At 70.9% G+C, this 23,552-nt stretch carries 20 protein-coding genes; 11 read left to right on the top strand and 9 right to left on the bottom strand.

Annotated features, from left to right (window positions below):
• Window positions 1–124 precede the first annotated feature (124 nt).
• The 4 genes from ACSDR0_RS22115 to ACSDR0_RS22100 are packed head-to-tail and all read left to right on the top strand — an operon-like array spanning window position 125 to window position 4,257.
• A complete protein-coding gene (locus tag ACSDR0_RS22115; RefSeq protein WP_435290765.1) occupies window positions 125–1,438 on the top strand; it encodes an ABC transporter substrate-binding protein in 1,314 nt (437 codons plus the stop codon).
• A complete protein-coding gene (locus ACSDR0_RS22110) occupies window positions 1,435–2,337 on the top strand; it encodes a carbohydrate ABC transporter permease (protein ID WP_435290764.1) in 903 nt (300 codons plus the stop codon). The genes ACSDR0_RS22115 and ACSDR0_RS22110 overlap by 4 nt, the downstream gene beginning before the upstream one ends.
• Complete coding sequence (locus ACSDR0_RS22105; protein ID WP_435290763.1) at window positions 2,337–3,212, top strand: carbohydrate ABC transporter permease; 876 nt, start codon at window positions 2,337–2,339, stop codon at window positions 3,210–3,212. Before ACSDR0_RS22110 ends, ACSDR0_RS22105 begins: the two co-directional genes overlap by 1 nt.
• A 43-nt stretch (window positions 3,213–3,255) precedes the next feature.
• Entirely contained in the window at window positions 3,256–4,257 is a 1,002-nt protein-coding gene (locus ACSDR0_RS22100; protein WP_435290762.1) for a LacI family DNA-binding transcriptional regulator, read from the top strand.
• Window positions 4,258–4,397: 140 nt separating this feature from the next.
• Here ACSDR0_RS22100 and ACSDR0_RS22095 read toward each other — a convergent pair whose 3' ends face one another.
• Both ACSDR0_RS22095 and ACSDR0_RS22090 read right to left on the bottom strand, forming a co-directional pair.
• Window positions 4,398–5,651, bottom strand: a complete 1,254-nt coding sequence (locus ACSDR0_RS22095; protein ID WP_435290761.1) for a hypothetical protein — start codon at window positions 5,649–5,651, stop codon at window positions 4,398–4,400.
• A gap of 408 nt (window positions 5,652–6,059) precedes the next feature.
• Window positions 6,060–7,640 carry a TROVE domain-containing protein gene (locus tag ACSDR0_RS22090; RefSeq protein ID WP_435290760.1) on the bottom strand — a complete coding sequence of 527 codons (1,581 nt, stop codon included), beginning with the start codon at window positions 7,638–7,640 and terminating at the stop codon, window positions 6,060–6,062.
• Between the two features lie 848 nt (window positions 7,641–8,488).
• Between ACSDR0_RS22090 and ACSDR0_RS22085 the strand changes: the two genes are divergently transcribed.
• A complete protein-coding gene (locus ACSDR0_RS22085; protein WP_435290759.1) occupies window positions 8,489–8,746 on the top strand; it encodes a hypothetical protein in 258 nt (85 codons plus the stop codon).
• A 36-nt stretch (window positions 8,747–8,782) separates the two neighbouring features.
• On the opposite strand, the gene ACSDR0_RS22080 is transcribed toward ACSDR0_RS22085, so the two are convergent.
• Window positions 8,783–10,126: a PLP-dependent aminotransferase family protein gene (locus ACSDR0_RS22080; RefSeq protein WP_435290758.1), complete on the bottom strand. Its 1,344-nt coding sequence runs from the start codon at window positions 10,124–10,126 to the stop codon at window positions 8,783–8,785.
• A gap of 60 nt (window positions 10,127–10,186) precedes the next feature.
• Here ACSDR0_RS22080 and ACSDR0_RS22075 point away from each other — a divergent pair, with 60 nt between their 5' ends.
• Both ACSDR0_RS22075 and ACSDR0_RS22070 read left to right on the top strand, forming a co-directional pair.
• Window positions 10,187–11,632 (top strand): pyridoxal phosphate-dependent decarboxylase family protein, encoded by a 1,446-nt coding sequence (locus ACSDR0_RS22075; protein ID WP_435290757.1) that lies wholly within the window; start codon window positions 10,187–10,189, stop codon window positions 11,630–11,632.
• A 158-nt stretch (window positions 11,633–11,790) separates the two neighbouring features.
• A complete protein-coding gene (locus tag ACSDR0_RS22070) occupies window positions 11,791–12,126 on the top strand; it encodes a hypothetical protein (protein WP_435290756.1) in 336 nt (111 codons plus the stop codon).
• A 191-nt stretch (window positions 12,127–12,317) separates the two neighbouring features.
• Here ACSDR0_RS22070 and ACSDR0_RS22065 read toward each other — a convergent pair whose 3' ends face one another.
• Window positions 12,318–13,895 carry an RICIN domain-containing protein gene (locus ACSDR0_RS22065; protein ID WP_435290755.1) on the bottom strand — a complete coding sequence of 526 codons (1,578 nt, stop codon included), beginning with the start codon at window positions 13,893–13,895 and terminating at the stop codon, window positions 12,318–12,320.
• 754 nt (window positions 13,896–14,649) lie between these two features.
• On the opposite strand from ACSDR0_RS22065, the gene ACSDR0_RS22060 reads away from it, so the two are divergent.
• Window positions 14,650–14,979, top strand: a complete 330-nt coding sequence (locus tag ACSDR0_RS22060; protein ID WP_435290754.1) for a hypothetical protein — start codon at window positions 14,650–14,652, stop codon at window positions 14,977–14,979.
• A 323-nt stretch (window positions 14,980–15,302) separates the two neighbouring features.
• On the opposite strand, the gene ACSDR0_RS22055 is transcribed toward ACSDR0_RS22060, so the two are convergent.
• Window positions 15,303–15,647: an MmcQ/YjbR family DNA-binding protein gene (locus ACSDR0_RS22055; RefSeq protein WP_435290753.1), complete on the bottom strand. Its 345-nt coding sequence runs from the start codon at window positions 15,645–15,647 to the stop codon at window positions 15,303–15,305.
• Between the two features lie 255 nt (window positions 15,648–15,902).
• Window positions 15,903–18,059: an alkaline phosphatase family protein gene (locus ACSDR0_RS22050; protein WP_435290752.1), complete on the bottom strand. Its 2,157-nt coding sequence runs from the start codon at window positions 18,057–18,059 to the stop codon at window positions 15,903–15,905.
• 178 nt (window positions 18,060–18,237) lie between these two features.
• Between ACSDR0_RS22050 and ACSDR0_RS22045 the strand changes: the two genes are divergently transcribed.
• Window positions 18,238–18,792, top strand: a complete 555-nt coding sequence (locus ACSDR0_RS22045) for a hemerythrin domain-containing protein (RefSeq protein ID WP_435290751.1) — start codon at window positions 18,238–18,240, stop codon at window positions 18,790–18,792.
• Here ACSDR0_RS22045 and ACSDR0_RS22040 read toward each other — a convergent pair.
• Entirely contained in the window at window positions 18,772–18,954 is a 183-nt protein-coding gene (locus ACSDR0_RS22040) for a hypothetical protein (protein WP_435290750.1), read from the bottom strand. The genes ACSDR0_RS22045 and ACSDR0_RS22040 overlap by 21 nt on opposite strands.
• Window positions 18,955–19,163: 209 nt before the next feature.
• Between ACSDR0_RS22040 and ACSDR0_RS22035 the strand changes: the two genes are divergently transcribed.
• Together ACSDR0_RS22035 and ACSDR0_RS22030 are read left to right on the top strand one after the other, a co-directional pair.
• Window positions 19,164–19,625, top strand: a complete 462-nt coding sequence (locus ACSDR0_RS22035; RefSeq protein ID WP_435290749.1) for a DUF4365 domain-containing protein — start codon at window positions 19,164–19,166, stop codon at window positions 19,623–19,625.
• Window positions 19,622–20,779: a hypothetical protein gene (locus ACSDR0_RS22030; protein WP_435290748.1), complete on the top strand. Its 1,158-nt coding sequence runs from the start codon at window positions 19,622–19,624 to the stop codon at window positions 20,777–20,779. Before ACSDR0_RS22035 ends, ACSDR0_RS22030 begins: the two co-directional genes overlap by 4 nt.
• 76 nt (window positions 20,780–20,855) lie before the next feature.
• Here ACSDR0_RS22030 and drmC read toward each other — a convergent pair whose 3' ends face one another.
• On the bottom strand, window positions 20,856–21,698 hold the full coding sequence (gene drmC / locus ACSDR0_RS22025; RefSeq protein ID WP_435290747.1) for a DISARM system phospholipase D-like protein DrmC: 843 nt from the start codon (window positions 21,696–21,698) through the stop codon (window positions 20,856–20,858).
• On the bottom strand, window positions 21,695–23,536 hold the full coding sequence (gene drmB / locus ACSDR0_RS22020) for a DrmB family protein (RefSeq protein ID WP_435290746.1): 1,842 nt from the start codon (window positions 23,534–23,536) through the stop codon (window positions 21,695–21,697). The genes drmC and drmB overlap by 4 nt, the downstream gene beginning before the upstream one ends.
• Between the last annotated feature and the right edge of the window lie 16 nt (window positions 23,537–23,552).

Raw genomic sequence — 23,552 nt, 5'->3', positions numbered from 1 at the left:
GAACGCTCCCAGAAAGGCCCCAGCGGCCTCCCCTCGGTCTCCTCGGTAACTTCGCCGGTGGCCTCCCAGTGGCCGACTCCCCTGACATGAACTCCCACACGGAACCCCCCACACGGAGGAACGCATGCAGACGAACCGGCTCGCAGCGGTGGCGACCGCGATCCTCGCCGCCGCCCTGGCCGCCGGGTGCTCCGGCACTCCCCAGGAGCCGGCCGCCCCGGACGCGCGGAGCTCGGCCCCCGCGGGGCCGGTCAAGCTCACCTACTGGACCTGGGTCCCCAACATGGACAAGATCGTGGCGGTCTGGAACCAGGCCAACCCCGACATCCAGGTCACGATCAGCAAGCAGGCCGGCGGCGACGACGCGGCCGCCAAGTTCCTGACCGCCGCCAAGGCCGGGAACCCCCCTGACCTGGTCCAGGCCGAGTACCAGATGCTGCCCTCCTTCGTCGCCGCCGACGCGGTGGCCGACCTCACGGCCGAGGTGGGCCAGGCCAGGGGCGAGTTCGGCGAGGGCATCTGGGGACTGGTCACGCTCGGCACCGACGCCGTCTACGCGCTCCCCCAGGACAGCGGCCCGATGATGCTCTACTACCGGCAGGACCTGTTCGACAAGTACGGCGTCGACGTCCCGAAGACCTGGGCCGAGTACGCCGAGGCCGCCCGCGCCGTACGGAAGAAGGATCCGAAGGTCTTCCTGGGGACCTTCTCCAGCAAGGACCCCGGCGCCTTCGTCGGCCTCGCCCAGCAGGCCGGCGCCCAGTGGTGGTCGATCAGCGGCGAGTCCTGGAAGGTCGCGGTCGACGACGGGGCCACCAGGAAGGTCGCCGACTACTGGGGCGGCCTCGTCAAGGAGGGCGCCATCGACGACCAGCCGTACTTCACCCCCGAGTGGAACAAGGCCCTCAACGACGGCAGGCTGCTGACCTGGCCCTCGGCGGTCTGGGCACCGGGCGTGCTGTCCAGCAACGCCCCCAAGGCCAAGGGGAAGTGGGCGATCGCCCCGCTGCCGCAGTGGAACGCCGGCGAGAACTCCAGCGGCTTCTGGGGCGGCTCCTCCACCGCGGTCGCCGCGAAGTCCGCCAACCGGGCCGCCGCCGCGAAGTTCGCGACCTGGCTCAACACCGACTCCGAGGCACTGGGCCTGCTCGTCAAGGAGGGCGCCCTCTACCCGGCGGCCACCAAGGGCGGCGCCATGCTCGGCGAGGCCCCCGACTACTTCTCCAACCAGCCCGACTTCTGGCAGCGGACCGCCACGATCGCCACCGGTGCCCGGGGCTTCACCTTCGGGCCGAACGTCAACGTGACCTACAACGCCTTCAAGGACGCCTTCGACAAGGCCCTGCAGGACAAGTTGGCGTTCTCCGACGCCGTCGTGAAGATGCAGGACGCGACGGTCGCCGACATGCAGAAGTCCGGATTCCAGCTCACCCGATGACACGGCGCCGCGACGACGGCGCTCGCACCGCGAGCGCCGCCCCCTACCTCTTCCTCGCACCGGCCATGGCGCTGTTCACGCTCTTCATGGCCCTCCCCATCGCCTACACGGCCTACCTCAGCCTGCGGCGCACGAAGGTCTCCGGGCTGGGCCTGGGCAAGGGTTCCCGCCGCGAGATCTTCGCCGGCCTCGACAACTACACGGCGACGCTCGCGGACGGAGAGCTGTGGGCCGGCTGGCTCCGCGTCCTGGGCTACGGCCTGCTGGTGCTGGTGGTCATGCTCGGGCTCGCCCTGCTGTTCGCGCTGCTGCTGGACTCGGCGCACGTGCGGCTCGCGGGCTTCTCCAGGATCGCCCTCTTCCTGCCGTACGCGGTGCCGGGCGTGGCCGCCACCCTGCTGTGGGGCTTCCTCTACCTGCCGAGCCTCAGCCCGATCCGCCACGTGCTCGACGTCGACCTGCTCGGCGCGGGCACGGTGGTGCTGTCCATGGCGAACGTGGCGGTCTGGGGCGGCGTCGGCTTCAACATGCTGGTGCTCTACACCGCCCTGCGGGCCGTCCCCAGGACCTACTACGAGGCCGCCAGGATCGACGGGGCGAGCGAGATCCAGATAGCGCTGCGGATCAAGGTCCCGATCCTGCTGCCCGCGATCATCCTGACCACGGTGTTCTCCATCATCGCCACGATCCAGGTGTTCACCGAGCCGACCACCCTGCGGCCGCTGACCAACACGATCAGCTCGACCTGGAGCCCGCTCATGAAGGTCTACCGCGACGCCTTCGTCACCGGCGACCTCTACTCGGCCGCCGCCACCTCGATCGTCATCGCGGCGATCTCCCTCGTCCTGTCGTTCGGTTTCCTGCGCGTCGTCCGCGACCGCGCCTTCGGGGAGGGCTGATGGCCACCACGACCCTCACCGCGGCGGGCCGAAGGGCGGCCGGACGCCGCCCGGCCGGGATCGCGCCGACCGCGATCCTGCTGCTGGGCGCGCTCTACTGCCTGCTGCCGGTCAGCTGGGTGCTGGTGGCCGCCACCAAGTCGAAGGCGGAGCTGTTCTCCACCTCGACCTTCGCCCCCGGCACCGGGCTGCTGTCCAACGTCTCCGACCTGTTCGCCTACCGCGACGGCGTCTTCTGGCTGTGGATGCTGAACACGCTGCTGTACGCGGGCGGCGGCGCCCTGCTGTCGACGGCCGTCTCCGTGGTCTCCGGCTACACCCTGGCCAAGTATCGCTTCCCCGGCCGGAACCTGATCTTCAACCTGCTGATCGGCGGCATCCTGGTGCCCGCCGTCGTGCTGGCCATCCCGCAGTATCTGCTGTTCTCGCGGATCGGGCTGGCCGACACCTACTGGTCGGTCCTGCTCCCGCAGATCCTGCACCCGTACAGCATCTATCTCGCGCGCGTCTACGCCACCGCAGCCATCCCCGACTCCCTGCTGGAGGCGGGGCGCATCGACGGCGCCGGGCACTGGCTGCTGCTGCGCCGGGTGGCCCTGCCCCTGATGATCCCGGGCATGGTGACCATCTTCCTGTTCCAGTTCGTCGCGATCTGGAACAACTTCCTGCTGCCCTTCATCATGCTGGGCGACGACCAGAGGTTCCCGCTGACCGTGGGGCTCTACACCCTGCTCGCCGCCGGGGCCAACCAGCCCTCGCTCTACAACCTGATCCTCACCGGCACACTGTTGTCGATCATCCCGCTGATCGCGCTGTTCCTCACGATGCAGCGCCACTGGCGGACCGACCTGGCCGGCGGAGCCGTGAAAAGCTAGCGGCCGGGCCGACCAGGGGCCGGTCGAAGGGACAATGGGGAGCATGGCGAAGCGTCCGACCATTCACGACGTCGCGGCGGTGGCGGGGGTGTCCCGGGGAACGGTGTCCCGGGTGCTCAACGACGACCGGTACGTCAGCCCCGCCGCGCACGCCGCCGTCAAACGGGCCATCGCCGAGACGGGATACGTGCTCAACCGGGTCGCCCGCAGCCTGGTCACCCAGCGGACCGGCTCGGTGGTGATGGTCCTGTCGGAGCCGCAGGAAAAACTGTTCGAGGATCCCACCTACAGCGTGCTGCTGCGCACCGCCAGCCGGCGGCTCGCCGAGCGGGACGTGTCGCTGGTGCTGATGATCGCCGGGAACGACGGCGACCGCGACCTGGTGGTCCGCTACCTGCGCGGCGGCCACGCCGACGGGGTCTTCCTGGTCTCCACCCACGCCGGCGACAGGCTGGTGGACGCGCTGGTGGACATCCCCGTGATCGCCGTCGCCCAGGGCGCGGTCATCGGGCGGGAGAACGTGATCCCCTACGCGGCGGCCGACGACCGCGAGGGTGCCCGGCAGATGACGCGCTACCTGGTGGAGCGGGGCCGCAGGCGGATCGCCACCATCACCGGCCCGCTCGACACCCCCGGCGGCGCGCTGCGCCTGGAGGGCTTCGCCGACATCCTCGGCAGGAAGGCCAGCAGGAGGCTCATCGAGCACGGCGACTACACCCAGCTGGGCGGGGAGCGCGCGATGGCCCGGCTGCTGGAACGCGCTCCCGACATCGACGCGGTGTTCGTCGCCTCCGACCTGATGGCCGCGGGCGCGCTCACCGCCCTGCGCGCCGCCGGGCGCCGGGTGCCCGAGGACGTCGCGGTGGGCGGCTTCGACGACTCGGTGGTGGCGCTCACCACCCATCCGCCGCTCACCACCGTCCGGCAGCCCATGGAACGGGTCGCCGAGGAGACCGTCCGCCTGCTGCTCGCCCTGATCGACGGCGCGGAGCACCTGGACCCGGTGATACTGCCCACGGAGCTCATCGTCCGCGAGTCGACCTGACCGGGCGGGCACCGAAGGCCGCGCGAGCATCAGGAGCGGCGGAAACACCGGAAGCGCGGCCCACGGGCCCCCCGCCGCGGGTTCCGCGGCCGGGGTGACCCGTGGGGCAGGGGCGGTGAGGTCGTGGCAGGGCAGCGGGGTCAGCGACCCGGCGAGGACCCGTTCACGGTCAGGACCTGCTCGGTCTCGATGGCGGGGAAGGTGCCGGTGTCGATGATCCCGTGCTCGTGGAAGGCGGCCTCCAGCAGCGCGTGAGCCTTGGGCTCCAGCTTCCACAGGGCCCGGTACTCGCGGGCGGTGGCCAGGGAGACACCGGTCTCGTGGGCGATGTCGGCCGCGCGGGGCACGAACTTCCGCTCGATCTGCTTGTCCCAGTATTCCCGCGCGGCGCGCATCAGGGCGGCGCGCTGCGCCGTGTCGACGACCGGCGGCGGGACGTCCAGCACCTGGAGCTCGTCGTCGTCATCGTCGACCGGAGGCCGCAGCGCGGACGGGCCCGCGGCCACCGCGGGACGCACGGGCGCCTCGGGCTCCGGATCCCACGGCACGGGCGGGGTCAGGTCGATCAGGGCGGAGGTGTTGTAGAGGGCGCCGATCTGGGAGAGCAGGGCCTCCTGGCGGGCGGAGTCGACCGCCAGGCCGCTGTGCTCCACCGCCCGGTCCATGGCACGGTCCAGCTTGCCGAGGGCCGCGCGCATCTTCCTGTCGGACGCCCCCGAGGCGCGGAGCGCGCGGGCGCGCTTGGCCGCCAGCGCGACCCGGGTCAGCCTGCGGTGGGCGTCCACCTCACTGGCCGTACGGTCGCTGACCTCGGCCAGCCCGACACGGACCAGCGCCCGCTCCGGGGTGATCCGCCAGTTGATGCGGGAACGTCCCGTGATGCGGTGGCGTTCGATCGCCATGCCGCGTTCCCACAGCCACGCCGCCACCAGGGGGGCGGCGAGCCGGAAGACGGCCTCGGCGACGCTGCGGGCGTCCATGCTCGACAGCACGGCCGTTAAGCCGGTGAGCGCCCACACGGCGACGCCGTCGATGCCTGCGGAGAAGTTCTCCCGCATGTTGCGGCGCGCCCGGACGGCGCTGGTGATGACGGCGACCTCGATGAAGGCGAAGAGCAGCAGCCGCAGGGGGCCGTCGAAGCCGAGCACGTCACCGGAGAAACGCCACATGCCCTGGGCGGAGACACCCGTCGCGATGCTGGCGGCGACGATGGTGAGGATGTCCTCCGCCGGGCGGGGCGCGACATGACGATGGTAGAAGCGGACCGCCATGCGCTGGGTCGCGCGGAGCACGAAATACGCCACGACCAGAAGGACGAGGGCGAACACGCCGATGATGACCGTCAGAACCGGCTGGTCCGATGCGAAGGTGGTGATTTGATCGATGGGGGGCATCAGTCACTGTCCGTCAGTCTCGATGTCCGACAGGATATCCAGCGATCATTCCAGAATGTCGGCTGCTTGTTCGCGAAACAGGCGCTCACGGGCGTGACAGAAGTGAACACAGTTGCGATGAGGACGAGTAAAGATCGCGGAGCCCGCCCGGCCGGGCCGATGGCGGCCGGACGGTCTCCCACCTGATCCGATACCGGCCCGGCCGTGACGCCGGAGCGTTCCGGCCCGGGACGCGGTGACGCCCGGAACGCCCTTCGACGCGGCCCCGGAACGTCCCGGCGGCGCCCGGCACGGACGGCCCGACCCACCGGAGCCCGACCGGCCTGGGTCCGGCCAACCGACCGGGGCTCGACCGGCCGGGATCCGGCCAACCAGCCGGAGCCGGAACGGCCGGCCGGTCGGCCGGGGTCAGAACGGCCAGCTCGCGTCGCGCCCCGTCTCCAGCAGCGGGATCAGCCGGAACGACGCGTCGGAGAAACCGCCGAACTCGTGGCGGTTTCCCGAGCCGGTCGGCATGGCCGCCCGCCGGTAACCCTGCAGGTTGAAGCCGTACATCGGAACGCGCTCCGGCACCGCGCCGGTGACCTCGGCGCCGTGGTGGCCGCTCATGGTCTGCATGTCGGACAGGATGACGACCCGGTCGTGCCCGCGGTACGCGCGCCGGAGCGAGGCGGCGATCTGCGTGCCGTGGCCGACCTCGCCGACGCGCCCGCAGAACCGGTCCACCTCCTTCAGGACCGACGCGCCCCGGCCCATCCCGTGCCGGAACACGCCGTCGGCGAAGCCGTACAGGTCCACCCGCTCGCCGCGGGCGGCGAGCGTCACCCCGAACAGCGCCGCCGCCTGGACGGGCGTGACGGCCGACCGCTCCGAGACCGCGCCGGAGGTCATCGACGCCGACGTGTCCACGAGAACGAGGGTGCGCCCGCCGAACGACGGCACGTTGCCCGTGGCGAGCGTCAGCGCCCTGTCCAAGGCGTGGCCCCAGCGCGTGCTCGGCGCGTTGCGGTACGCGGAGTAGAACCGGAACGGCAGCTGCCGCGACGCGGCCACCTCACCGGGGTCGGCGAGCTTCGCGGTGATTCGTCCCGCCACCTCGTCGGAGACCCCCGCCTCGTCGAAGTTCCTCAGGTTACGGATCAGCGCCATGTAGCCCATCGACGGAGCGACCGCCTCCCAGGCCTGGCGGTCCATCGGGCCCTGGAGCCACCCGGCGAGCGCCTCCCAGGTCATGCCCGCGGCCCGCAGGCGGCCGGGGTCGGCCAGGACCGCGCGTCGCGACTCGACCGGCAGGGCCGCCAGCCCGGCGCGGGCGCGCAGCGTCGCCAGCGAGTCGTGGATCGGCCGGTCGCGGTCGTGCCTGCGGTCCAGGGCGTGCGCGAACAGCTCGCCCTGCCACGCCTTGTCCGCCGCCGGGGCGGGATGGACGAGGTCGATGACGTCGGCGAAGCGGAATCCCCGGGCGCCGGTGTCGTACTTGAGCAGGCCGCGCTCGGTGTACAGGCGCCGGACGGCGTCGGCGACGCCGCGCTTGACCGGCTTGGGGATCGCCCGCCCGTACCTGGACGTCCAGTAGGCGAGGGCCTCGCCGGGCTCGTCCGCGCGCCGCAGGACGCCGTCGACCAGCTGCCGGTTGAGGCCGTGCAGGCCGGCGCCGAGCCGCGCCCTGACCGACTCCAGCGCGGCGACGACCGGGGCGGTCCGCATGTTCGCCTCGCCGCGCAGCCAGGGCAGGAAACGGGCCATCCACTCGCCGTCCTCGACCGCGACCCGGTGGACGAGGCCACGGAAACGCTCGTCGCGGTCGCCCGCCTTCTCGTAGAAGGTGTTCTCGCCGACCATGTTCGACACCGCGAGGAGGAAGAGCTCACCCTTGGCGTCGCGGGCGTACCCGGGGGCGCCCTCGTGGGTGAGACCGGACGGCGTGCGCTCGGTCCTGACCGGGCTGGAGACGGCCGGCCGGTTGGTCGCGGTGTTGAACTTGGACATGGACGGGCCTTTCTCTGCGAGTTCCGTACGCCGCCCGCGAGCCTCACGGGCGGAAGGGGAACGGAAGGCGACGATCGCGATGACCGCGCCGGGCCGGGCGTGCCGGGAGCGCACCGGGCACGCGCGTGGAGCCGTGCTCCTCCCGAGATCGAGGTGACCGCGGTAGCCCGGCCTTGGCGGGCGGCGGCCCCGCTGAGTGGAGCCGCCAGGAGTCGAACCTGGAAGTAACCGCGATCGGCGCACCGGGAGGTGCGTGGACGTTTTATTGGACCTTCCCGAGATCGAAATCGGCGACGGAACGAAAGCGTGCTGCCTTTACACCACGCGCCGCACGGGTTTGGCGGCGCGCCGGGAATCGAACCCGGACCACTCGACCCCAAATCGAAGTAACCGTTGCCTTCGCACCGGGAAGGTCTCTGTGAATTTGTGGACTTCCCCGAGGTCAAGGTCGGCCGCGGACTCTGACGTGCTGCCGTTACACCACACCGGCCCTGAGCCGGAGCCGGGAGTCGAACCCGGACCATCGCTTTGGAAGAGCGAAGTAACCGCCGCCTTCGCACCGGGGAAGCGTGTTATCCAGTTGTCGGAGCCTCGTATTCCGGAGACGGCTCCGGCGCGTTCTTCCCGCGATGGACGGCCGGTTTCGTTTCCGAACTCCGAGGCGTTTCCAACGGTAGCCGCCGCCGCTGCGCGCCACATCTCATTATTCGCCGGAAAATAGGGGGTGGCAGGGGTCGGTGACAGGGGAAAATGTCGGTCCCGGGAGGGATGATGGAGAGGTGAACGACTGACGGGGACGCGGCCGGGGTCCCACAGGGCCTCCCCGCCTCCCAGGAAAGGATCACGTGATGACGACCCCGATGAACGTGTCCGACCTGGCACAGGTTCTCTTCGTCTCCGCGCTGCAGGCCTCGGACCACCCCTCTCCGGACCAGGTGCGCATGATCATCGAAGGCCAGCTCCGGGCCCGCCACGCGGATCTCTCCGGTTGCGCGGCCCTCGTCGCCCAGGAGGCCGGAGACCACCCGGAGGCGTACGCGAGCCGGATGCGCTGGGCGCTGGGCGAGGCCGTCCGGGTCCGCCCGTCCATCTCCCTCGCGACCTGACGGCTCCCTCACGACCTCACGTCCGGCGAGCGGCCCTCAGGACCTGCGGGCCAGTCTGAGCTGCTCGACGACCCGGTCGAGGGTCTCGACAGGGGCGGTGTACGGCACCCGCAGCCAGCCGGCCAGGGTTCCGTCGGAGGAGAAGGCCGAGCCCGGCAGGAGGCTGAGCCCCGCCGTGGCCGCCCTCTCCGCGAGGGTCTCGCCGGACACGCCGTCGAGGCGCAGCCACAGCGCCAGGCCGCCCCGCGGGAGGGTGAAGCTCCAGGCGTCGTCCCCGTCCAGACTGCTCGCCAGGTGGTCACGCTGGCGTCGCAACTCGCTTCTGCGCTGGGCCAGCAGCCCGTCCATGAGGGGCAGGATCTCGCACGCCACGAGCTGTTCCATGGGCGGAGGGGCGTACAGCCCGTTGACGGGATCGAGGAGGAGTTCGCGGATCAGCGAGGCCGGGCCGCGGATCCACCCGATGCGCAGCCCTCCCCACACGGTCTTGCTCATGGAGCCGACCGTGACGGCCCGGCCGACGCGGGGCTCGGGCACCGGCCGGTCGCGCAGGTCCAGGTCGCGCATGGTCTCGTCCACGATCACGGTCACCCCGTGCCTGGCGGCCAGATCGGCGACCTCCACGCGGGCGCGGGGGTCCATCAGCGCCCCGGTCGGGTTCTGGAAGTCCGGGGTCAGGAGGGCGGCTCCCCCGGCGGCCTCGCGGAACGCGGTGGCGAGCTGGCCGGTGTCCCAGCCCTCCGCGGTGACCCGCGCGGGAACGGTACGGACGCCGAAGCGCCTGAGTGTGGCGAGGGTGTCGAAGAAGGCGGGGTTCTCCACGACGGCCCTGCGCGGGCCGAGGTGGGTCAGGAGCAGCGCCAGCGCCGCGCGGGCTCCCGAGGTGACCAGGATCTGCTCGGGCCGGGTGGCCGACCCCTCGCCGGTGTGGCGCCGGGCGATCAGCTCGCGCAGCTCGGGCAGACCGGCACCGGGTTCGCCGCTCTCCAGCAGCAGCCCCGCCGACCTGGCGAGCGCGCGGGTGACGGCTCCGGTGACGATCTCGCGCGGGGCGGCGGGCACGGCACGCCGCAGGTCGAGGAGCGAGCCCCGGCCGTCCACCGACAGGGGCGCGTAGCGCTCGCCGAGGTTCCGTGGCAGCCGGACCCTGCTGCCGCTGCCGTGCTCGGTGACGAGCCAGCCCTCCTCCCGCAGCCGGGCCAGGGCGGCGACGACCGTTCCCCGGCTCACCCCGAGCTCGGCGGCCAGGCGCCGTTCCGAGGGCAGCCGGTCGCCGATCCGCACGCGCCCGTCGAGCACGGCCTCGCGCAACGCGGCGGCCAGCGAGTCCGCGAGGGGAAGCCCGGGGCTCCGCCATCCTGCCTGGACATAATTGAGCACTGATCCAGTTTGCCGTAATTGGACCACGATGTCAGCGTGACCACCTCGTACCGTCGAAGCATGGACACCAGACACGACGCGGACACCCCGCGCACCCCCGGACCGTCGCGCCTCGCTCGCGGGTCGCTCGGGGCCGACCGCGGTCGCCTCCCCGAGCTGATGGAGACCACCCGCGCGTACGCCGTGCGCATCCTCGCCGGGCTCGACGACCGGCCGGCGGCGCGGGCGCCGGTGAGACCCGCGCCCGCGTCCCTCCCGGAGGCGGGGATCGGCCTGGAGGGGGCGATGGAGGAGTTCGCGCGGCGGTGGGAGCCGGGCTTCGCGGCCGGTGCGGGTCCCCGCTACCTGGGCTTCGTCACGGGCGGTGTGACGCCCGCCGCGCTGGCGGGTGACTGGCTGACCGGCGCCCTCGACCAGAACCCCACCTCGGGTGTGGACTCGCTCGCCCCGGACCTCGAACGGGAGACGGCCGCCTGGTTGCGCGACCTCTTCGGCCTGCCGCCCGAACACGAGGGGACGTTCGTCAGCGGCGCGACCATGTCCAACTTCGCGGGCCTGGCGGTCGCGAGGGAGTGGCTGGGCGAGCTGCGCGGCGTGTCGCCGGCCGAGGAGGGCACGGCCGCGCTCGGGCCGGTGACGGTCCTGTCGGGAAGCCCGCACTCCAGCGTCGTCAAGTCGCTGTCCATGCTCGGGCTGGGACGGTCGGCGATCCGGCGGGTCGGCCTGTCGCCGGGCCGGGAGGCGGTGGACGTGGCCCTGCTCGCCGAGGAGCTCGACCGGCTGGACGGCGCGCCGGCGATCGTGGTCGCCAACTCCGGCACGGTGAACACCGTCGACTTCGACGACCTGCGCGCCATCGCGGCCCTGCGCGAGCGCCACCCGTTCTGGCTGCACGTGGACGCCGCGTTCGGGGCCTTCGCCGCGCTCTCCCCCGCGCACGCCCACCTCGTCGCGGGCCTCGGCGACGCCGACTCGGTCTGCGTGGACCTGCACAAGTGGCTGAACGTGCCCTACGACAGCGCGATCCAGTTCAACCGCCGCCGCGACCTGCAGGCCCGTGTCTTCCAGAACTCGGCCGCCTACCTCGGCCCGGTGGGCGACGACCCCGACTTCGTGCACCTGACGCCGGAGAACTCGCGGCGCCTGCGCGCGCTGCCCGCCTGGTTCACCCTGGCCGCGTACGGGCGCGAGGGGCACGCGGAGATCGTCCGGCGCTGCGTCGCCCTCGCCGCCGGGCTCGGCGAGCGGATCGCCGCGCTGCCCGGCTACCGGCTGCTCGCCCCGGTCCGGCTCAACGTGGTCTGCTTCACCCTCGCCTCCTCCCCCACCCCCGGCCGGATCGAGGAGCTGGCCGCGGCGATCACCGCGTCCGGCGAGGCCTTCCTGACGCCGACCGTCTACGAGGGGGTGCCCGCCCTGCGCGCCGCGTTCAGCAACTGGCGCACCACCGAGGCCGACGTGGAGCGGGTCGCGAAGCTCCTGGCCTCGGTGGCGCCCCGGGCGTGAGGCCGGATCTCCCACGCATCGCTACTTTTCGCCACGGGGAAGGATCATTGGTATTTGAATGTTCAACACAATGATCGCGCCGCTTCAGAGATCACCCGGAGCGGCGGACACCGTGGGTGCGACGCTTCGCCGCACCATTGCAGACAAGGGGAAAAACCGTGTCTACCACCAAGGTCAAGATCGCACTGGGCATCGCGAGCGCCGCCTCGCTCTGCGCCGTACTCGGCGCCGTCACCCCCGCCGCCGCGGACCCGGCGCCCGTGGGGGTCACCTTCTGGTCCGGTGCCTTCACCGGCCAGCCCGTGACCTACGCGAACCCGAGCACCGACTGCACGACGCTGCCGTTCACGGTGCACTCCGAGTTCAACAACACCGACAGGTCCATCCTGGTCTACAAGACGACGGACTGCACCGGTCACGCGCTCACCTTCCCCGCCAACGACATCCACAGCTTCATCCGCTTCGACGCCCAGAGCTTCCGCGCGATCGGCTGACGCGCCCCTCGTACCTCATAGCTCACAGGGGTCGGACGCCGCCGGTTCCCGCGTCCGCCCCGTTCGTTCCGGCCACCTCGGTGGCCGGAACGAACGGGGCGCCGACGGCGGCGGGGTCCTGATCCGTCCGTACGCGATCGCCACGGGTCCTGCCCCGTTCGTACGGGATCGCTCTGGTTCGTACGGGATCACTACGGGACGGTGTCCGCGCCGCTGACACCGGCGCCCGCGGACGGCGGGGTGGAGGACGCGGATCCGGCCGAGTAGCCGTACGACGGCCGCGAGACGCTGCCGTCGGCGCGCAGCCAGTCGCTCATGGAGCTTCCGCTGCTCTGCGCCCGCCGGATCGTGGCGATGTCGTAGTAGTTGCTGCTCGCCCAGGTGAGGCCGGCGTTGCCGAAGTCCTCGGTGATCGTCTTGGCGCCCTTGACATGGTTGCTCTCGGCGTAGATCTTGCCGTTCACGCCCAGGCCGATGAAGTAGTCGTCGACGTCCACGTAGTTGGCGAACACGTGGGCGTACCCGAACCGCACCCTCGGGTGGCGGGTGTTCGACCCGTCGAACCAGTTGTGGTGGTAGGTGACGTTCAGGTAGCCGGTGTCCTGGGAGCCGTTGCTGTCGCTGTGGCCCAGCAGCATCGACTTGTCCGTACCTGCGTAGCGGTTGTAGGAGACCGTCGCCAGGTCCGACCCGCGCTTGATGTCCACCGAGCCGTCGGCGGCCGGGTAGAACGTGTTGTGGTCGATCCACACGTGGTGGGAGTAGCACTGCACGTTGACGGAGTCGTCCGGGGAGTTCCTGAACGACAGGTTCCGGATGATCACGTTCTGGACGTGGGTGAACCTGTCCCTCTCCGCGGGGTCGCAGAGGTCGCCGCCCCAGGCGACCTCCTCCGGGCCCCAGCCGTTGACGTCGAGCCCGAACCCGCTGATCGTCGCGTTCGTCCCGACGCCGATGATGGTCTTGTTCGACCCGACGTCCAGCATGTCCGCGCCGCCGCCGCTGATCGTGCCCGACACTCGGACGATCCGGGGCGTGTCGTCGGCGACGGCCGCCGCCAGCTGCGCGTAGTTGCCGACGGTCACCGTCTGGCCGCCGGTGCCGCCGCTCGTGCCGTTACGGCCGTACTTGTTGAGGGTCGCGAAACCCATCAGGCCGCCCGCGTTACCCGGGGGGACGGTCGGCGTCACGGTGGGGGTGGGCGTCGGGGTGGGTGTCGGGGTGACGGTCGGGGTCGGCTGCGGGCCTCCCGCGGGAGCGAGCCGCCACTGTTTGGTCGCCACCGAGTCGCAGGAGTTCTGCTGGACGAGGGCGCCGGAGGAGGTGGAGTTGTCCTTGGTGTTGAGGCACTTGCCACCGTTGGCGTTGACCACCCGGTAGTTGGAGCCCGACTCGGTCAGGTTCCACGTCTGCGACGACCCGCCCGAGCAGCTCTCCTGCTGAACGGCCTTGCCCGCCGAGGTGCTCGCGCCCTGAACACCCGCGCACAGGCCACTGTGCGCGGCCTTGAGCTGGAACCCGCTACCGGCGGCGGTCAGGTTCCAGGTCTGGCCGGCGGCGCCGCAGCCTGACTGCGCGAGCTGCACGCCGTCGGAGCCACTGGCGCCGGGGACGGTCAGGCACAGGCCGCTGGCCGCGTTGACGAGGGTGTAGGCGCCGGGTGCCGGAGCGGCCGCGGCGGCGGAGGTGCCGAACGCCCATCCGGACACGGCGACCGCGCCGACGACGGCGACGGCGGCGGCGGCCCTCCTGTCGAATCTGCTCTTCACAGCCGAACTCCTTGCTGGTCCGGCAGGCCCGCACGGCCTGCGTTCCGGATCCCCCCAGCGAGTGCGCACCGCTCACATGAGTGAACACGTCCGTGTTGGCGGACAATGAACACCATAGGAAAGCGCTTTCCAACTGTCAACGGACCGGGAAACTTTCACGGCGAGCCCTCCGCGAACGGCCTTCCAGCCGACCGGCGCCGACGCCCTGGTCACACCCGGCCGGGACGCCATCGAGGACGCCCGCCACCCGTTCGGGCGGCATGAGCCCCCAACGGGCGGCACGGCCTTCGACGAGCGGTGCGGCCTTGGCGAGCGGAGCGGCCCTCGGCTGGCGGCACGGTCTTCGACGGGTGGCATGGTCTTCTTGGCGGGCGGAGCCGGGGAGACCGGCATCCGGGCGCCGCGACAGCCCTCGGGTCGGCGGGATTCTCGCCGCGGAAACATGCGCCGGACCAGAGATGATCTACTGAACCCTGGCGGTCCGGTCGCGAATGGCATCCTTTCGGGGCACGCGCCTCCGGCGGAGACCGGTAGCCCAGAGTCACCGATCGCCCCCTGTCCGTTCCTTTCCGCTACCGCCGGGTAATCCGACCGCCCCAAGGCTTTGGGATCCGCTAGCAGACTGCCGCGAACCCTTCCACTTACCGTGAGGGTAGGTTACGCATCGTGTCGACGTCGGCCTCGACGCGGCACGGCGCTCCGCCGGCCCGGGCATCGCCCAGAGCTCAACCGACTCGACGTGGAGTGATCTGCCATGACCAAGATCAGGAACGCTCTCGCAGCCGGAGTGATGACGGCCTCCGCCCTCATCGTCCCCGCGGCGATATCGGTCTCGTCCGCCACCGCGGACACCGTGGCCACGACCGCCCCGTCCACCCTCACATCCGTCCTGAAGCCCTGCCGCAAACACAAGAATCCCGACAGGTGCCGTGCCCGGCGTGGACACAGGCACGGGTACGGCAGACACGAACGCGGCAGGCACGACTACGGCAGGCGCGGCGGCGAGGGCCGTGGTGTCGGCGTCGGCGGCGGCATCAGCGACGACCTCGGCGGCAGGGGCACGGGTCGCGGGATCGACAACTGACGGGCGATCGGCGGACGACTGACACGACCTCCGGCGACCAGGAGGCCGGAAGGCCTGAAGGCCTTCACCGCGAGTGCGAGCCACACACCCCTCTTCTCCGTGAGGAAGGCCCGGCCAGGGCTCGCGGGAGCTCCGACCCGCGACGGGCGGCCCGAACCACCGAGCTCTCAGGCCGGGCCGCCCGTCGCCTCCGCGCCCGGCGATCTCGCCCTCGCGTGCCCGGCCGCTGCGCGACGACACCACTTGCCGCGAAATCGCGGAATCGTGGAATTCCCCGCGGCTCCGTGCGTGGACGGCTGCCGCGCGGCTCCGTGCGTGGACCGCTAGCGCGCGGCTTCGTGAGCGTCGATGAGCCGTTTGGGAGCCGTCAGGCACCACGCCTCGGTGACCAGCTCGAACAGCTCATCCGCGTCTATCTTCGCGAGGTGCACCACGACCCAGCCGAAGCGGCCCATGGTGAACTGGACCTCGAACACCTCCGGGCGCTCCGCCACCAGCGCGATCTGCTCCTCGATCGTCGCCTTGAGCCCCACGGTCTCCGTCTTCTCCCACAGGTAGCCGAAGCCCTTGTCGCGCACCTTCAGCGAGATCCAGTCGCCGCCGTCGCTCTGCTTGACCTCCGGCAGTTTCTTCAGCATTTCCAGGAACTCATCCACGCTCACACCCATGGCCCACCTTTACCAGAACCCACCGACATTTCCCTCGGCGTTCGTCCCCGTCCGCCGGGCCTCCGGGCCCGCGAGCCGTCGAACCGTCTCGCCGACGTGCACGAGGCGAGACGGAGTCCTCCCTGACGGGCCCGCGTGACCGGTTCGGGCGTCTCGCCGACGGCAGCGCCTTCCGGACCCGCGACGTCTGGGCCTGGGGGATCATCCTGGCGGTCCGGCTGACCGGGCGCGGCGTGGCCTGAGCCCAGGCCGCCGTCAGCCCGTGACGCCGGGCTCGCCGTTCTCGATGTGTCCCATCAGGCGGCGGGCGAAGGCGGTGTCCCCGGCGACGGTGATCCACAGGTCGTACCATCCGGTCGCGGCCCGCCACGGCACCCGGGCGGTGGCCCGGGACGCGAGCCGCAGCGTCCGTGCCGTCCCGCCGTAGGCCAGGGGCGAGATGGTCACGTCGGCCGGTTCGTCACCGGTGTTGACGACGACGATCTCGATCGTCCGCGCGGCCGCGTCGATCACACTGGACGTCTCCACCGGGTCACTCGTCCCGCCCCTGAACTCCCGGCGGAAGCCGTTGGGTCCGGTGAGGACGAGGACGTACGTGGGACACGGGAAGTAGACCACCTCGCGGGCGTGGCCGAGCACGTCGAAGTGCAACGGCCGGGCGAGCTCCCCCATGTAGCCGTACAGCGCCAGGTGCGCGCTCTCCGTACCGGTGTTGCTCATCGCGATCTCGACGGCGCGCCCGCTGGTCCGCGCCGAGGCGTCGGGCCGGTACGGCAGCACGCGAGCGGGTCTGACACCCGGTTCCCCGCGGGGCATCCGCTGCTCGGCGGGAACCTCGGGGTACCAGCGGCCGGTCGGGGCGCCCTGACCGGCCGAGATGCCCTGGACGAACGGAACGTCCGGGACGGTCAAGATGTCCTGGCCGCTCTGGGCGGCCAAGGTGCCCTGGGCGTGCGAAGTGCTCTGGACGAGCGAGATGTCCCGGACGGGTGGAATGCCCTGATCGGGCGAGGCGCTCCGGCCTGGCGAGGCGCTCTCCGGGATGTCGGGAACCGGCGTCTCCGGCGCGGGCCACGCCTCCGGCCGGGTGAAGTCGAAGGCGGAGGTGAGATCCCCGGCGACGGTCCGCCGCCAGGCGCTGATGTCGGGGGCCCTGATGCCGAGCCAGGTCTCCAGGAACCGGACCGTCGAGCTGTGGTCGAACGTCTGGGAGCAGACGTGACCCCCCACGCTCCACGGCGATATGACGATCATCGGGACGCGCATGCCCAGCCCGATGGGCCTCCCGGCGACGAACTCCCCCGGAGTCCCGTCGGGCGGGACGGGCGGGGGAACGTGGTCGAAGAAGCCGTCGTTCTCGTCGTAGGTGACGAAGACCGCGGTGCTCGCCCACACCTCCGGACTTGACGCCAGCGCGTCGAGAATCCGGTAGACGACCTTCCCGCTCTCCACGGCCGAGGACCCCTCCGGGTGTTCGGAGTCGGCGAGCGAGGTCACGACGTACGAGACCGCGGGGAGGCGTCCCGCCGCCACGTCGGCGGCGAACCACTCCCCCAGCCCGCCCGTCCGGGTGCGGCGCAGCGCCCGGTCGTAGAGCACCCGGTCGGCCGGATCGAGGCGTGCCGCCCTCTCCTCCAGCTCGGCGAGCATCGGCGCGGGATCCTCGGACGCGCGCACCTTCTCGTAGAAGGAGTGCATGCTGCTCTGCCCCAGTTTCGCCATGACCGCCTTGAACGCGGCGAAGAACTCCAGGTTGTTGCACTGGTAGTTGTCCCACTCCTGGTAGACCTGCCAGGAGTGCCCGGCCCGGGTCAGCAGCTCGGGCACCGTGGTCCAGGAGTAGCCCCGGTGCCCGTCCTCCTCGCAGGCGCCGTTGTCCACGGCCCGCTGTTCGGTACCGGGCTCGTGACCCGTGTGGCCGGAGACGTGGTAGTTGCGGTTCGGCGTCGTGGAGCTCAGCACCGAGCAGTGGTAGGCGTCGCAGATCGTGAAGGCGTCCGCCAGCTCATAGTGGAACGGGAGGTCCTCGCGGTCGTAGTACGCCATGGTGGACGGGCCCTTGTTGGGCACCCAGGCGTCGTTCCAGCCCACCGCCCAGGCGTTCTGCGTGCCGAGCCAGCTGTGGTCGTGACTGTCGAGCAGCATCGGGTCGGCTCCCGCGCGCTCGGCGGCCTCCCGCACCGGGAAGGGCAGGATCCCGTCCTGCTCGAAGATCGGCCGCAGTGCCCGGGTGGGCACCGCGTTGCGGTCCCCGTAGCCACGCACCCCGCGCATCCGGCCGAAGTAGTGGTCGAACGACCGGTTCTCCTGCATGACGAAGACGACGTGCTTGAGGTCGGAGAGGGTTCCGGGAGGGGCGGGCCGCGCCAGCAGGCGCACGAGAGAGGGGGGAAGTACGGACGGTGCCGACATTGACGCATCCCTTTGACGGCATTTCGGGCGATCCTCAACCTAACAACCCGGCTCCGTCCTTCCTATACCCGGGACACGGCCCAGACCATGGGCCGGTCGGCCCGTCCGTTCCCACCGCCGCGCGCGTCCCCCGGGACTTCGGGGACACTGGGCGGAGCAACCCATCCGGAGGAAGAGCATGAACGCACGTTCCGAGGCGGGCGGCCGCCTCACCGCCATGGGCACACAGTTGCTCGAAGTGCACATCTGGCTCCGCGAGATGCTGGAAGACCTCCAGGACAGCGTCGACGACTACTTCGACGGCAAGGGGCTTCCGCCACGGGACCTGCGCGCCCACTGCCTTTCCTTCTGCACGGCGTTGACGCGCCACCACACCGGCGAGGACAGGGGCGCGTTCCCGGCGATCGCCGAGGAGTTCCCCGAGCTGCGCAAGGTGCTCTCCGATCTGCGCACGGACCACAACCAGCTGGACTGGCTGCTGGGGAATCTGCAGAAACTGCTCGAGTCCCTCCCGGAGAAACCGGATCCGGCCACGGCCTCCAAGGTGCGCGAAGAGGTTGGGGCACTGTCGGCGATCATGCAGACGCACTTCATCTACGAGGAGAAGAAGCTGATCTCCGTACTCAATTCGATGGACGTGCCCGAGTGGCGTGAGAACCCGCCCGACTTCCTGCTGATCGACGACATGGATGATCTGGGCGGCAGCGTGTCGTCAACGATCCGGCCGCTGTAGCCGCTGGATCTGAAGACGCAGCTCTCGTTCTCGCTGCTCGTGCCGTTGCTCGCGACGCAGTTCCGATTCTTCGGCACTCTTCTCGTCCCAACGCGTCCGGGTCCGCCGGATCTCGTACAGGGTGATGCGAGACAGCCAGATGACGCCGATCGCGATGGCCATGGCTCCCCCCTGGATCCGGCCTCGCGGCCCCGTCCAGAGGTCGGCCGACGTCGTCCGGCAAAAATCTTTCCAAAAATCCACCGACGCAGTATTTTCCCGAAGGGGAGATCACGCCACCGGGCCGGCTCGGTTGGCCGGAACGATCGGCGAGGAGGCCGGATCTGCCAGTCGATCACAACATCCTTCAGGGGTGGTACGGCGAGTCGTACGTGAGCCTGCTCGCCTCGTGTGTGGGATTGACGGTCGCCAAGCCGCAGCCGGACGTCGACGGAATCGATCTGTTCCTCAACTATCCGCAGGCACGCGGCACGCGGTATCGCCCTCAGATCGACATCCAGGTCAAAACGGTTCGCACACCGCAGTACACGAATTCCAAGGAACTGGCGTACACCCTTGAGGCCAAACACTTCAACGAGCTCGCCGGCGGTGGTTTCGACACACCGCGCTACCTGATCGTGGTGCACGTACCGAGCCGTTCCTGCGAGTACGTTCATGCCGAACAGGAGGACACCGAGATCAGGGTCCGCCACCGCGGCTACTGGGTCTCGCTGGAGGACCAGGCGGTCATTCCCGGAAACGGTCAGAATTCCAAGACCGTGAGGTTGCCGCTGGCGAATGTGGTCACGCCGGCGGTCCTGCTGGAACTCATGATCCGCCCGGAGGCGTCATGACTCTCGGACAGGAGTATCTGGACGCTCTCGCCGGTCTGCGTCCGCAGGAGATCTCCACGTATCTCGCCAATGCCGGCTGGCTGGGCAGCGATGTCATCGGCCGTTCCCGGATCTGGGTCCTGGACGACACGGGCGGGGAGTTCGAGGTCCTCCTGCCCGGCGACACGGGGATGCGCGACTACCTGCCACGCATGGTGAGCCTCTTTCAGGTGCTCAGCGAGGTCGAGCAGCGACCGCAACCGGAGATCCTGCGCGACGTCACCGCGAAGAACATCGACTCCCAGCATTTCACCACCTACCCCGAGGGACCACCTGGGACGACGTCGGTGGTCGACGCCGTCGGCGCCTACGAGGGGCTTCGCGGGCTGTATATCGCGGGAGCCTACGCGGTGGACGGCGAACCCCGGCTGGTGCTGCCGAACCGGAAGCCCCGGACCGTCGAGGAGTTCCCCCGCCACGTGCGGCTGCGCCCGCCCCGAGCGGGCAGCTACGTGATCACCGCCGAGGTGCCCCTGAACCTCCGGCCGCCGGGGGCAGAGGCCCTGTTCCTGCCGCCGGAGGAGCCGTTCTCCCGCCGGGTGCTGCTCCGCCTCTACGACACGATCCGTGCGGCCAAGGCCGCCGCGACCGAGGCATCGGAGACCTCTGAGCTCTCACCGTTCGCCGACCGGGTGGGAGAGGGCATCTCAGTGACGCTCTGCCGCGCGCTGGCCCTGTTCGGCGGGGCGGACCGGGAGCGGCCGTTCAAGATCCAGTTTTCATGGGCGAGCACGCTGCCCACCGGTGTGCAAACCTCGGCCATCCGTTTCTCGGAACCGGAGATAGCCATGCTCACCCAGGCCGAGGAGGATCTCGGGGACCACAGACAGCAGGAACCAGAAGTCGACGTCACCGGGACGATCTTCAAGTTGGAGCGAGCCGCCCCGGAGCAGATGGGCTGGGTGGTGATCGAAGGGGTGGCAACCACGCGCGGACTCGAGCGGCGCACCAGGCGGCGGCGGATCTGGGTCCGTCTGGGAGGCGACGACTACAGCTCCGCGACCCGCGCCCATGATTACGGGTTGCGCGTACGCATGACCGGCGTCCTGGTACGCACGATGAGCAGGACACAACTGGAGGCGGTACGCGGGTTCGTCGTGCTGGAACACGGCTGAACCATCCCTGACAAGGCGCAACGAACCGTCCCCGGCAAGGCCCAGCAGCCCGCCACCCGGCAGAGCCGGCGAACCCTCACACGACAGGACGCAGCGGCCCGTCACCTGGCCGCATGAGCGCGCGGAAATGCCCGACGAGCCTGCGTACCACCTCGGGATCACGGAGGACCACGCCGACCTCCAGGTTGTGGGCGAGCGCCCGGTCGGTGAGGTTCGCGCTGCCGAGGAGCGCGACGTTCTCGTCCGCGGCGACGACCTTGGCGTGCAGCGCGGGAACCGAGCCGCCGACCTTCGCCCTGCCCGCCCAGGCCCAGAACGTGACCAACGGGCGGAGCGCCTCAAAGGGTGCGGTCGCGGCGGACCCCCCGCGTAACGCGCCGCCGTCCTCGACGGTGTCCTCCAGGATCAGATCGACATGGACGCCTCGCCTGGCCGCCCGGTCCAGTTCTCGCACCACCTCGGCGATGCCGAACGCGGCGAAGCTCACCAGGAGCAGCGACGTACGGCTGGCGCGGATCACCTCGACGATGACCGAGCCGGTCAGCCGGACGGGTACCTCGTCGCTGTGCGGACCGCTGACCACGACGTCGGTCCTGCGGCGGCTCTCCTCGGCGTACATCCGGGACGCGGTCTCCAGCGCGAGCGCCACCGCCGAGCCCGGCGGCGGCGGGTCGGCCGCCGACCAGGCGGCGACGAGCCGGGCCGCCCGCGCTCCCATGACGGCCCCTGTCCTGGCCTCGGTCAGCAGGCCCCGCACCGCCGGGTGCGGCTCGGGGTGTTCGCGCAGGATCCGCGCCCACGCCCGCACGTGGACCTCGGGAAGCTCCCGCGCGAGCGCGGCGACAACGGCGGGCAGGTCACCGGCGCCCGGCAGACTCCCGACGTCCGGCGGGTCACCGGCGCCCGGCAGGTCGCTCACCGCGCGGCCAGGAACCCGATGCCGAGGTCGCTGACGGTGTCGACGAGTAGGGCCCGGTCCAGGTAGTGATTGCCCCGCTCGCACGAGGTCTCGGACGCGAACAGGCAGGCATGGCACGCCGAGCCGTACAGATGGCCGTGTTCCGCCGGGTCGCGTTCGGCGCAGAGCGGATCGGAGCTGCACAGCCCCGCGGCGTCCAGCGCCTGGTCGATGAGCGTGCCCAGCCGGTCCCTCCTGCCCAGGGTGACCAGGCCGCCCAGGGTGCCCTCGCTGTCGGGGGCCGCGGTGTACAGCAGCACGCCCGCCATGGGCTGCGGGCCGGTCCCGGAGTAGATCCGCTCGCCGATGCCCGCCGCGCTGTAGCCGCTCTCCAAGGCGAACTCCCGGATGAGCGCGTGGGCGAAGGTGTGCAGCAGCAGGTAGCGGATGCCCGGCCAGTGACCCGGTTCGAGCCGGCGCCGGGCCCGCCACGTGTCGTGTCCCCTGCGGAGCCGCGCGCGGCGTCTGCGGACGTCGGGGCGCCGTTCCCAGGTGGCCAGCTCCTCCTCCCGGAAACGCAGGAAGATGCCCTCGCCCCGCATCTCCGCGCACGGCACCCAGGTGGGCCGGGCGACGGAGATCGGCGCGAACTCGGTGTCGCCGCCGTCCTCACCCCATTCGGGGGCGTCGATCCGGGTGAAGCCGTACAGGGCCGACACCTGGCGTAACCGGGTGACCAGGACTACCTCCTCCAGCCACCGTTTCCCCTCGGCGGGGGGTCGTTCCTTCTCCGTGGTGAAGTCGGGCAGCCTGACCGGCTGCGCGCGGGTGAAGGCGTTCCATTCGGGGGTCACCAGGTCCAGTTCGTCATCCTGGTCGTCGTCGCCGGGACTCTCGGCGTGCCGCCGGATCGCCTTCCAGACCTCGTCGACGCCGTACTGCTCCAGCTCCGGCCAGCATCGCAGGTTGGGCAGCAGCTCCTTGGCGTCCTCCTCCGGGAGTCTCGCCGCCAGCTCCAGCATCTTCCACAACTCGGCGACCCGCTGGTCGATCTCGGCGTCGGCCTGCGGAAGGGTGAAAGCCTTGAGCTGCATGCCGAACCAGCTGTTGGTGGCGCCCAGGCCGATCGTCCGGGCCTCCTCGCCGCACCCCTGGAACTGGTCGGACCGCAGGTGAGGGTGGCGCCCCCGGCAGCGCGGCAGGTTCGGGACCATCTTCTCGCCGATCGCCTGCGCCATCGACCGTTGCGGGACACCGCACGAGCACCGCACCCACAGGCTCGCCGCGTCACCGGTGGTACCCTGCTCCTCCAGGGTGAGGGTGTGCCCGCCGTACTCGGGAACGACTCCCCGGTGGGCGAAGAACATCCAGGGGAAGTCGTCGAGGTGCCCGTGGACGCAGGCGAGGACGAACCGGGCGGGCACCGCGGTGGGCCGGCCCCCGCCGCTGCCGCGACAGCCGTGCACGTAGCGGATCCGGTCGGGGGAGAAGGCGTGCGGCAGGAGCTCGAACAGGCCGGTCTCCACCGGGGCAAGCAGCCCGCACCTGGGGTTGGTGCAGCGCAGCCAGCGCGGGAACAGCGTGACGGGCACCCCCACCCGGGTCCACTCCCCGAAGGAGTCGGACGACTCGGGGATGTGGGGAGGGGTGCGCAGCGCCTCCACCGGCGCCCGCAGCTTGGCCCGCACCGCCGCGAGCAGCCGGTCCTCCGGAACGACCTGGGTCCTGAGCGGATCCCACTCGTCCAGCCCGCACACCATCACCGACAGGTTGGGCATGTCGGCGACCGCCCCCACGCCGTAGGTGTGCAGGAGCTGGTTGGGACGCAGCTCACCGACCCGCAGGCTCGATCCGGTCATCGGACGCTCCCCTCGG

Origin of the sequence: Streptosporangium sp. G11, assembly GCF_051192615.1 — a bacterium.
Taxonomy (GTDB): Bacteria; Actinomycetota; Actinomycetes; order Streptosporangiales; family Streptosporangiaceae; genus Streptosporangium.
Note: the sequence above shows the minus strand (reverse complement) of the source record. Positions and strands in the feature narration are given on the sequence as shown.

Excerpts from the sequence above, each read along its gene's own strand:
- ACSDR0_RS22040 (WP_435290750.1), bottom strand. The coding sequence starts at position 18,954 with ATGGCCATCGCGATCGGCGTCATCTGGCTGTCTCGCATCACCCTGTAC.
- ACSDR0_RS22055 (WP_435290753.1), bottom strand. The coding sequence starts at position 15,647 with ATGGGTGTGAGCGTGGATGAGTTCCTGGAAATGCTGAAGAAACTGCCG.
- ACSDR0_RS22105 (WP_435290763.1), top strand. The coding sequence starts at position 2,337 with ATGGCCACCACGACCCTCACCGCGGCGGGCCGAAGGGCGGCCGGACGC.
- ACSDR0_RS22075 (WP_435290757.1), top strand. The coding sequence starts at position 10,187 with ATGGACACCAGACACGACGCGGACACCCCGCGCACCCCCGGACCGTCG.
- ACSDR0_RS22090 (WP_435290760.1), bottom strand. The coding sequence starts at position 7,640 with ATGTCCAAGTTCAACACCGCGACCAACCGGCCGGCCGTCTCCAGCCCG.
- ACSDR0_RS22100 (WP_435290762.1), top strand. The coding sequence starts at position 3,256 with ATGGCGAAGCGTCCGACCATTCACGACGTCGCGGCGGTGGCGGGGGTG.
- ACSDR0_RS22050 (WP_435290752.1), bottom strand. The coding sequence starts at position 18,059 with ATGTCGGCACCGTCCGTACTTCCCCCCTCTCTCGTGCGCCTGCTGGCG.
- ACSDR0_RS22030 (WP_435290748.1), top strand. The coding sequence starts at position 19,622 with ATGACTCTCGGACAGGAGTATCTGGACGCTCTCGCCGGTCTGCGTCCG.
- ACSDR0_RS22060 (WP_435290754.1), top strand. The coding sequence starts at position 14,650 with ATGACCAAGATCAGGAACGCTCTCGCAGCCGGAGTGATGACGGCCTCC.
- drmB (WP_435290746.1), bottom strand. The coding sequence starts at position 23,536 with ATGACCGGATCGAGCCTGCGGGTCGGTGAGCTGCGTCCCAACCAGCTC.
- ACSDR0_RS22085 (WP_435290759.1), top strand. The coding sequence starts at position 8,489 with ATGACGACCCCGATGAACGTGTCCGACCTGGCACAGGTTCTCTTCGTC.
- ACSDR0_RS22110 (WP_435290764.1), top strand. The coding sequence starts at position 1,435 with ATGACACGGCGCCGCGACGACGGCGCTCGCACCGCGAGCGCCGCCCCC.
- ACSDR0_RS22095 (WP_435290761.1), bottom strand. The coding sequence starts at position 5,651 with ATGCCCCCCATCGATCAAATCACCACCTTCGCATCGGACCAGCCGGTT.
- ACSDR0_RS22045 (WP_435290751.1), top strand. The coding sequence starts at position 18,238 with ATGAACGCACGTTCCGAGGCGGGCGGCCGCCTCACCGCCATGGGCACA.
- ACSDR0_RS22115 (WP_435290765.1), top strand. The coding sequence starts at position 125 with ATGCAGACGAACCGGCTCGCAGCGGTGGCGACCGCGATCCTCGCCGCC.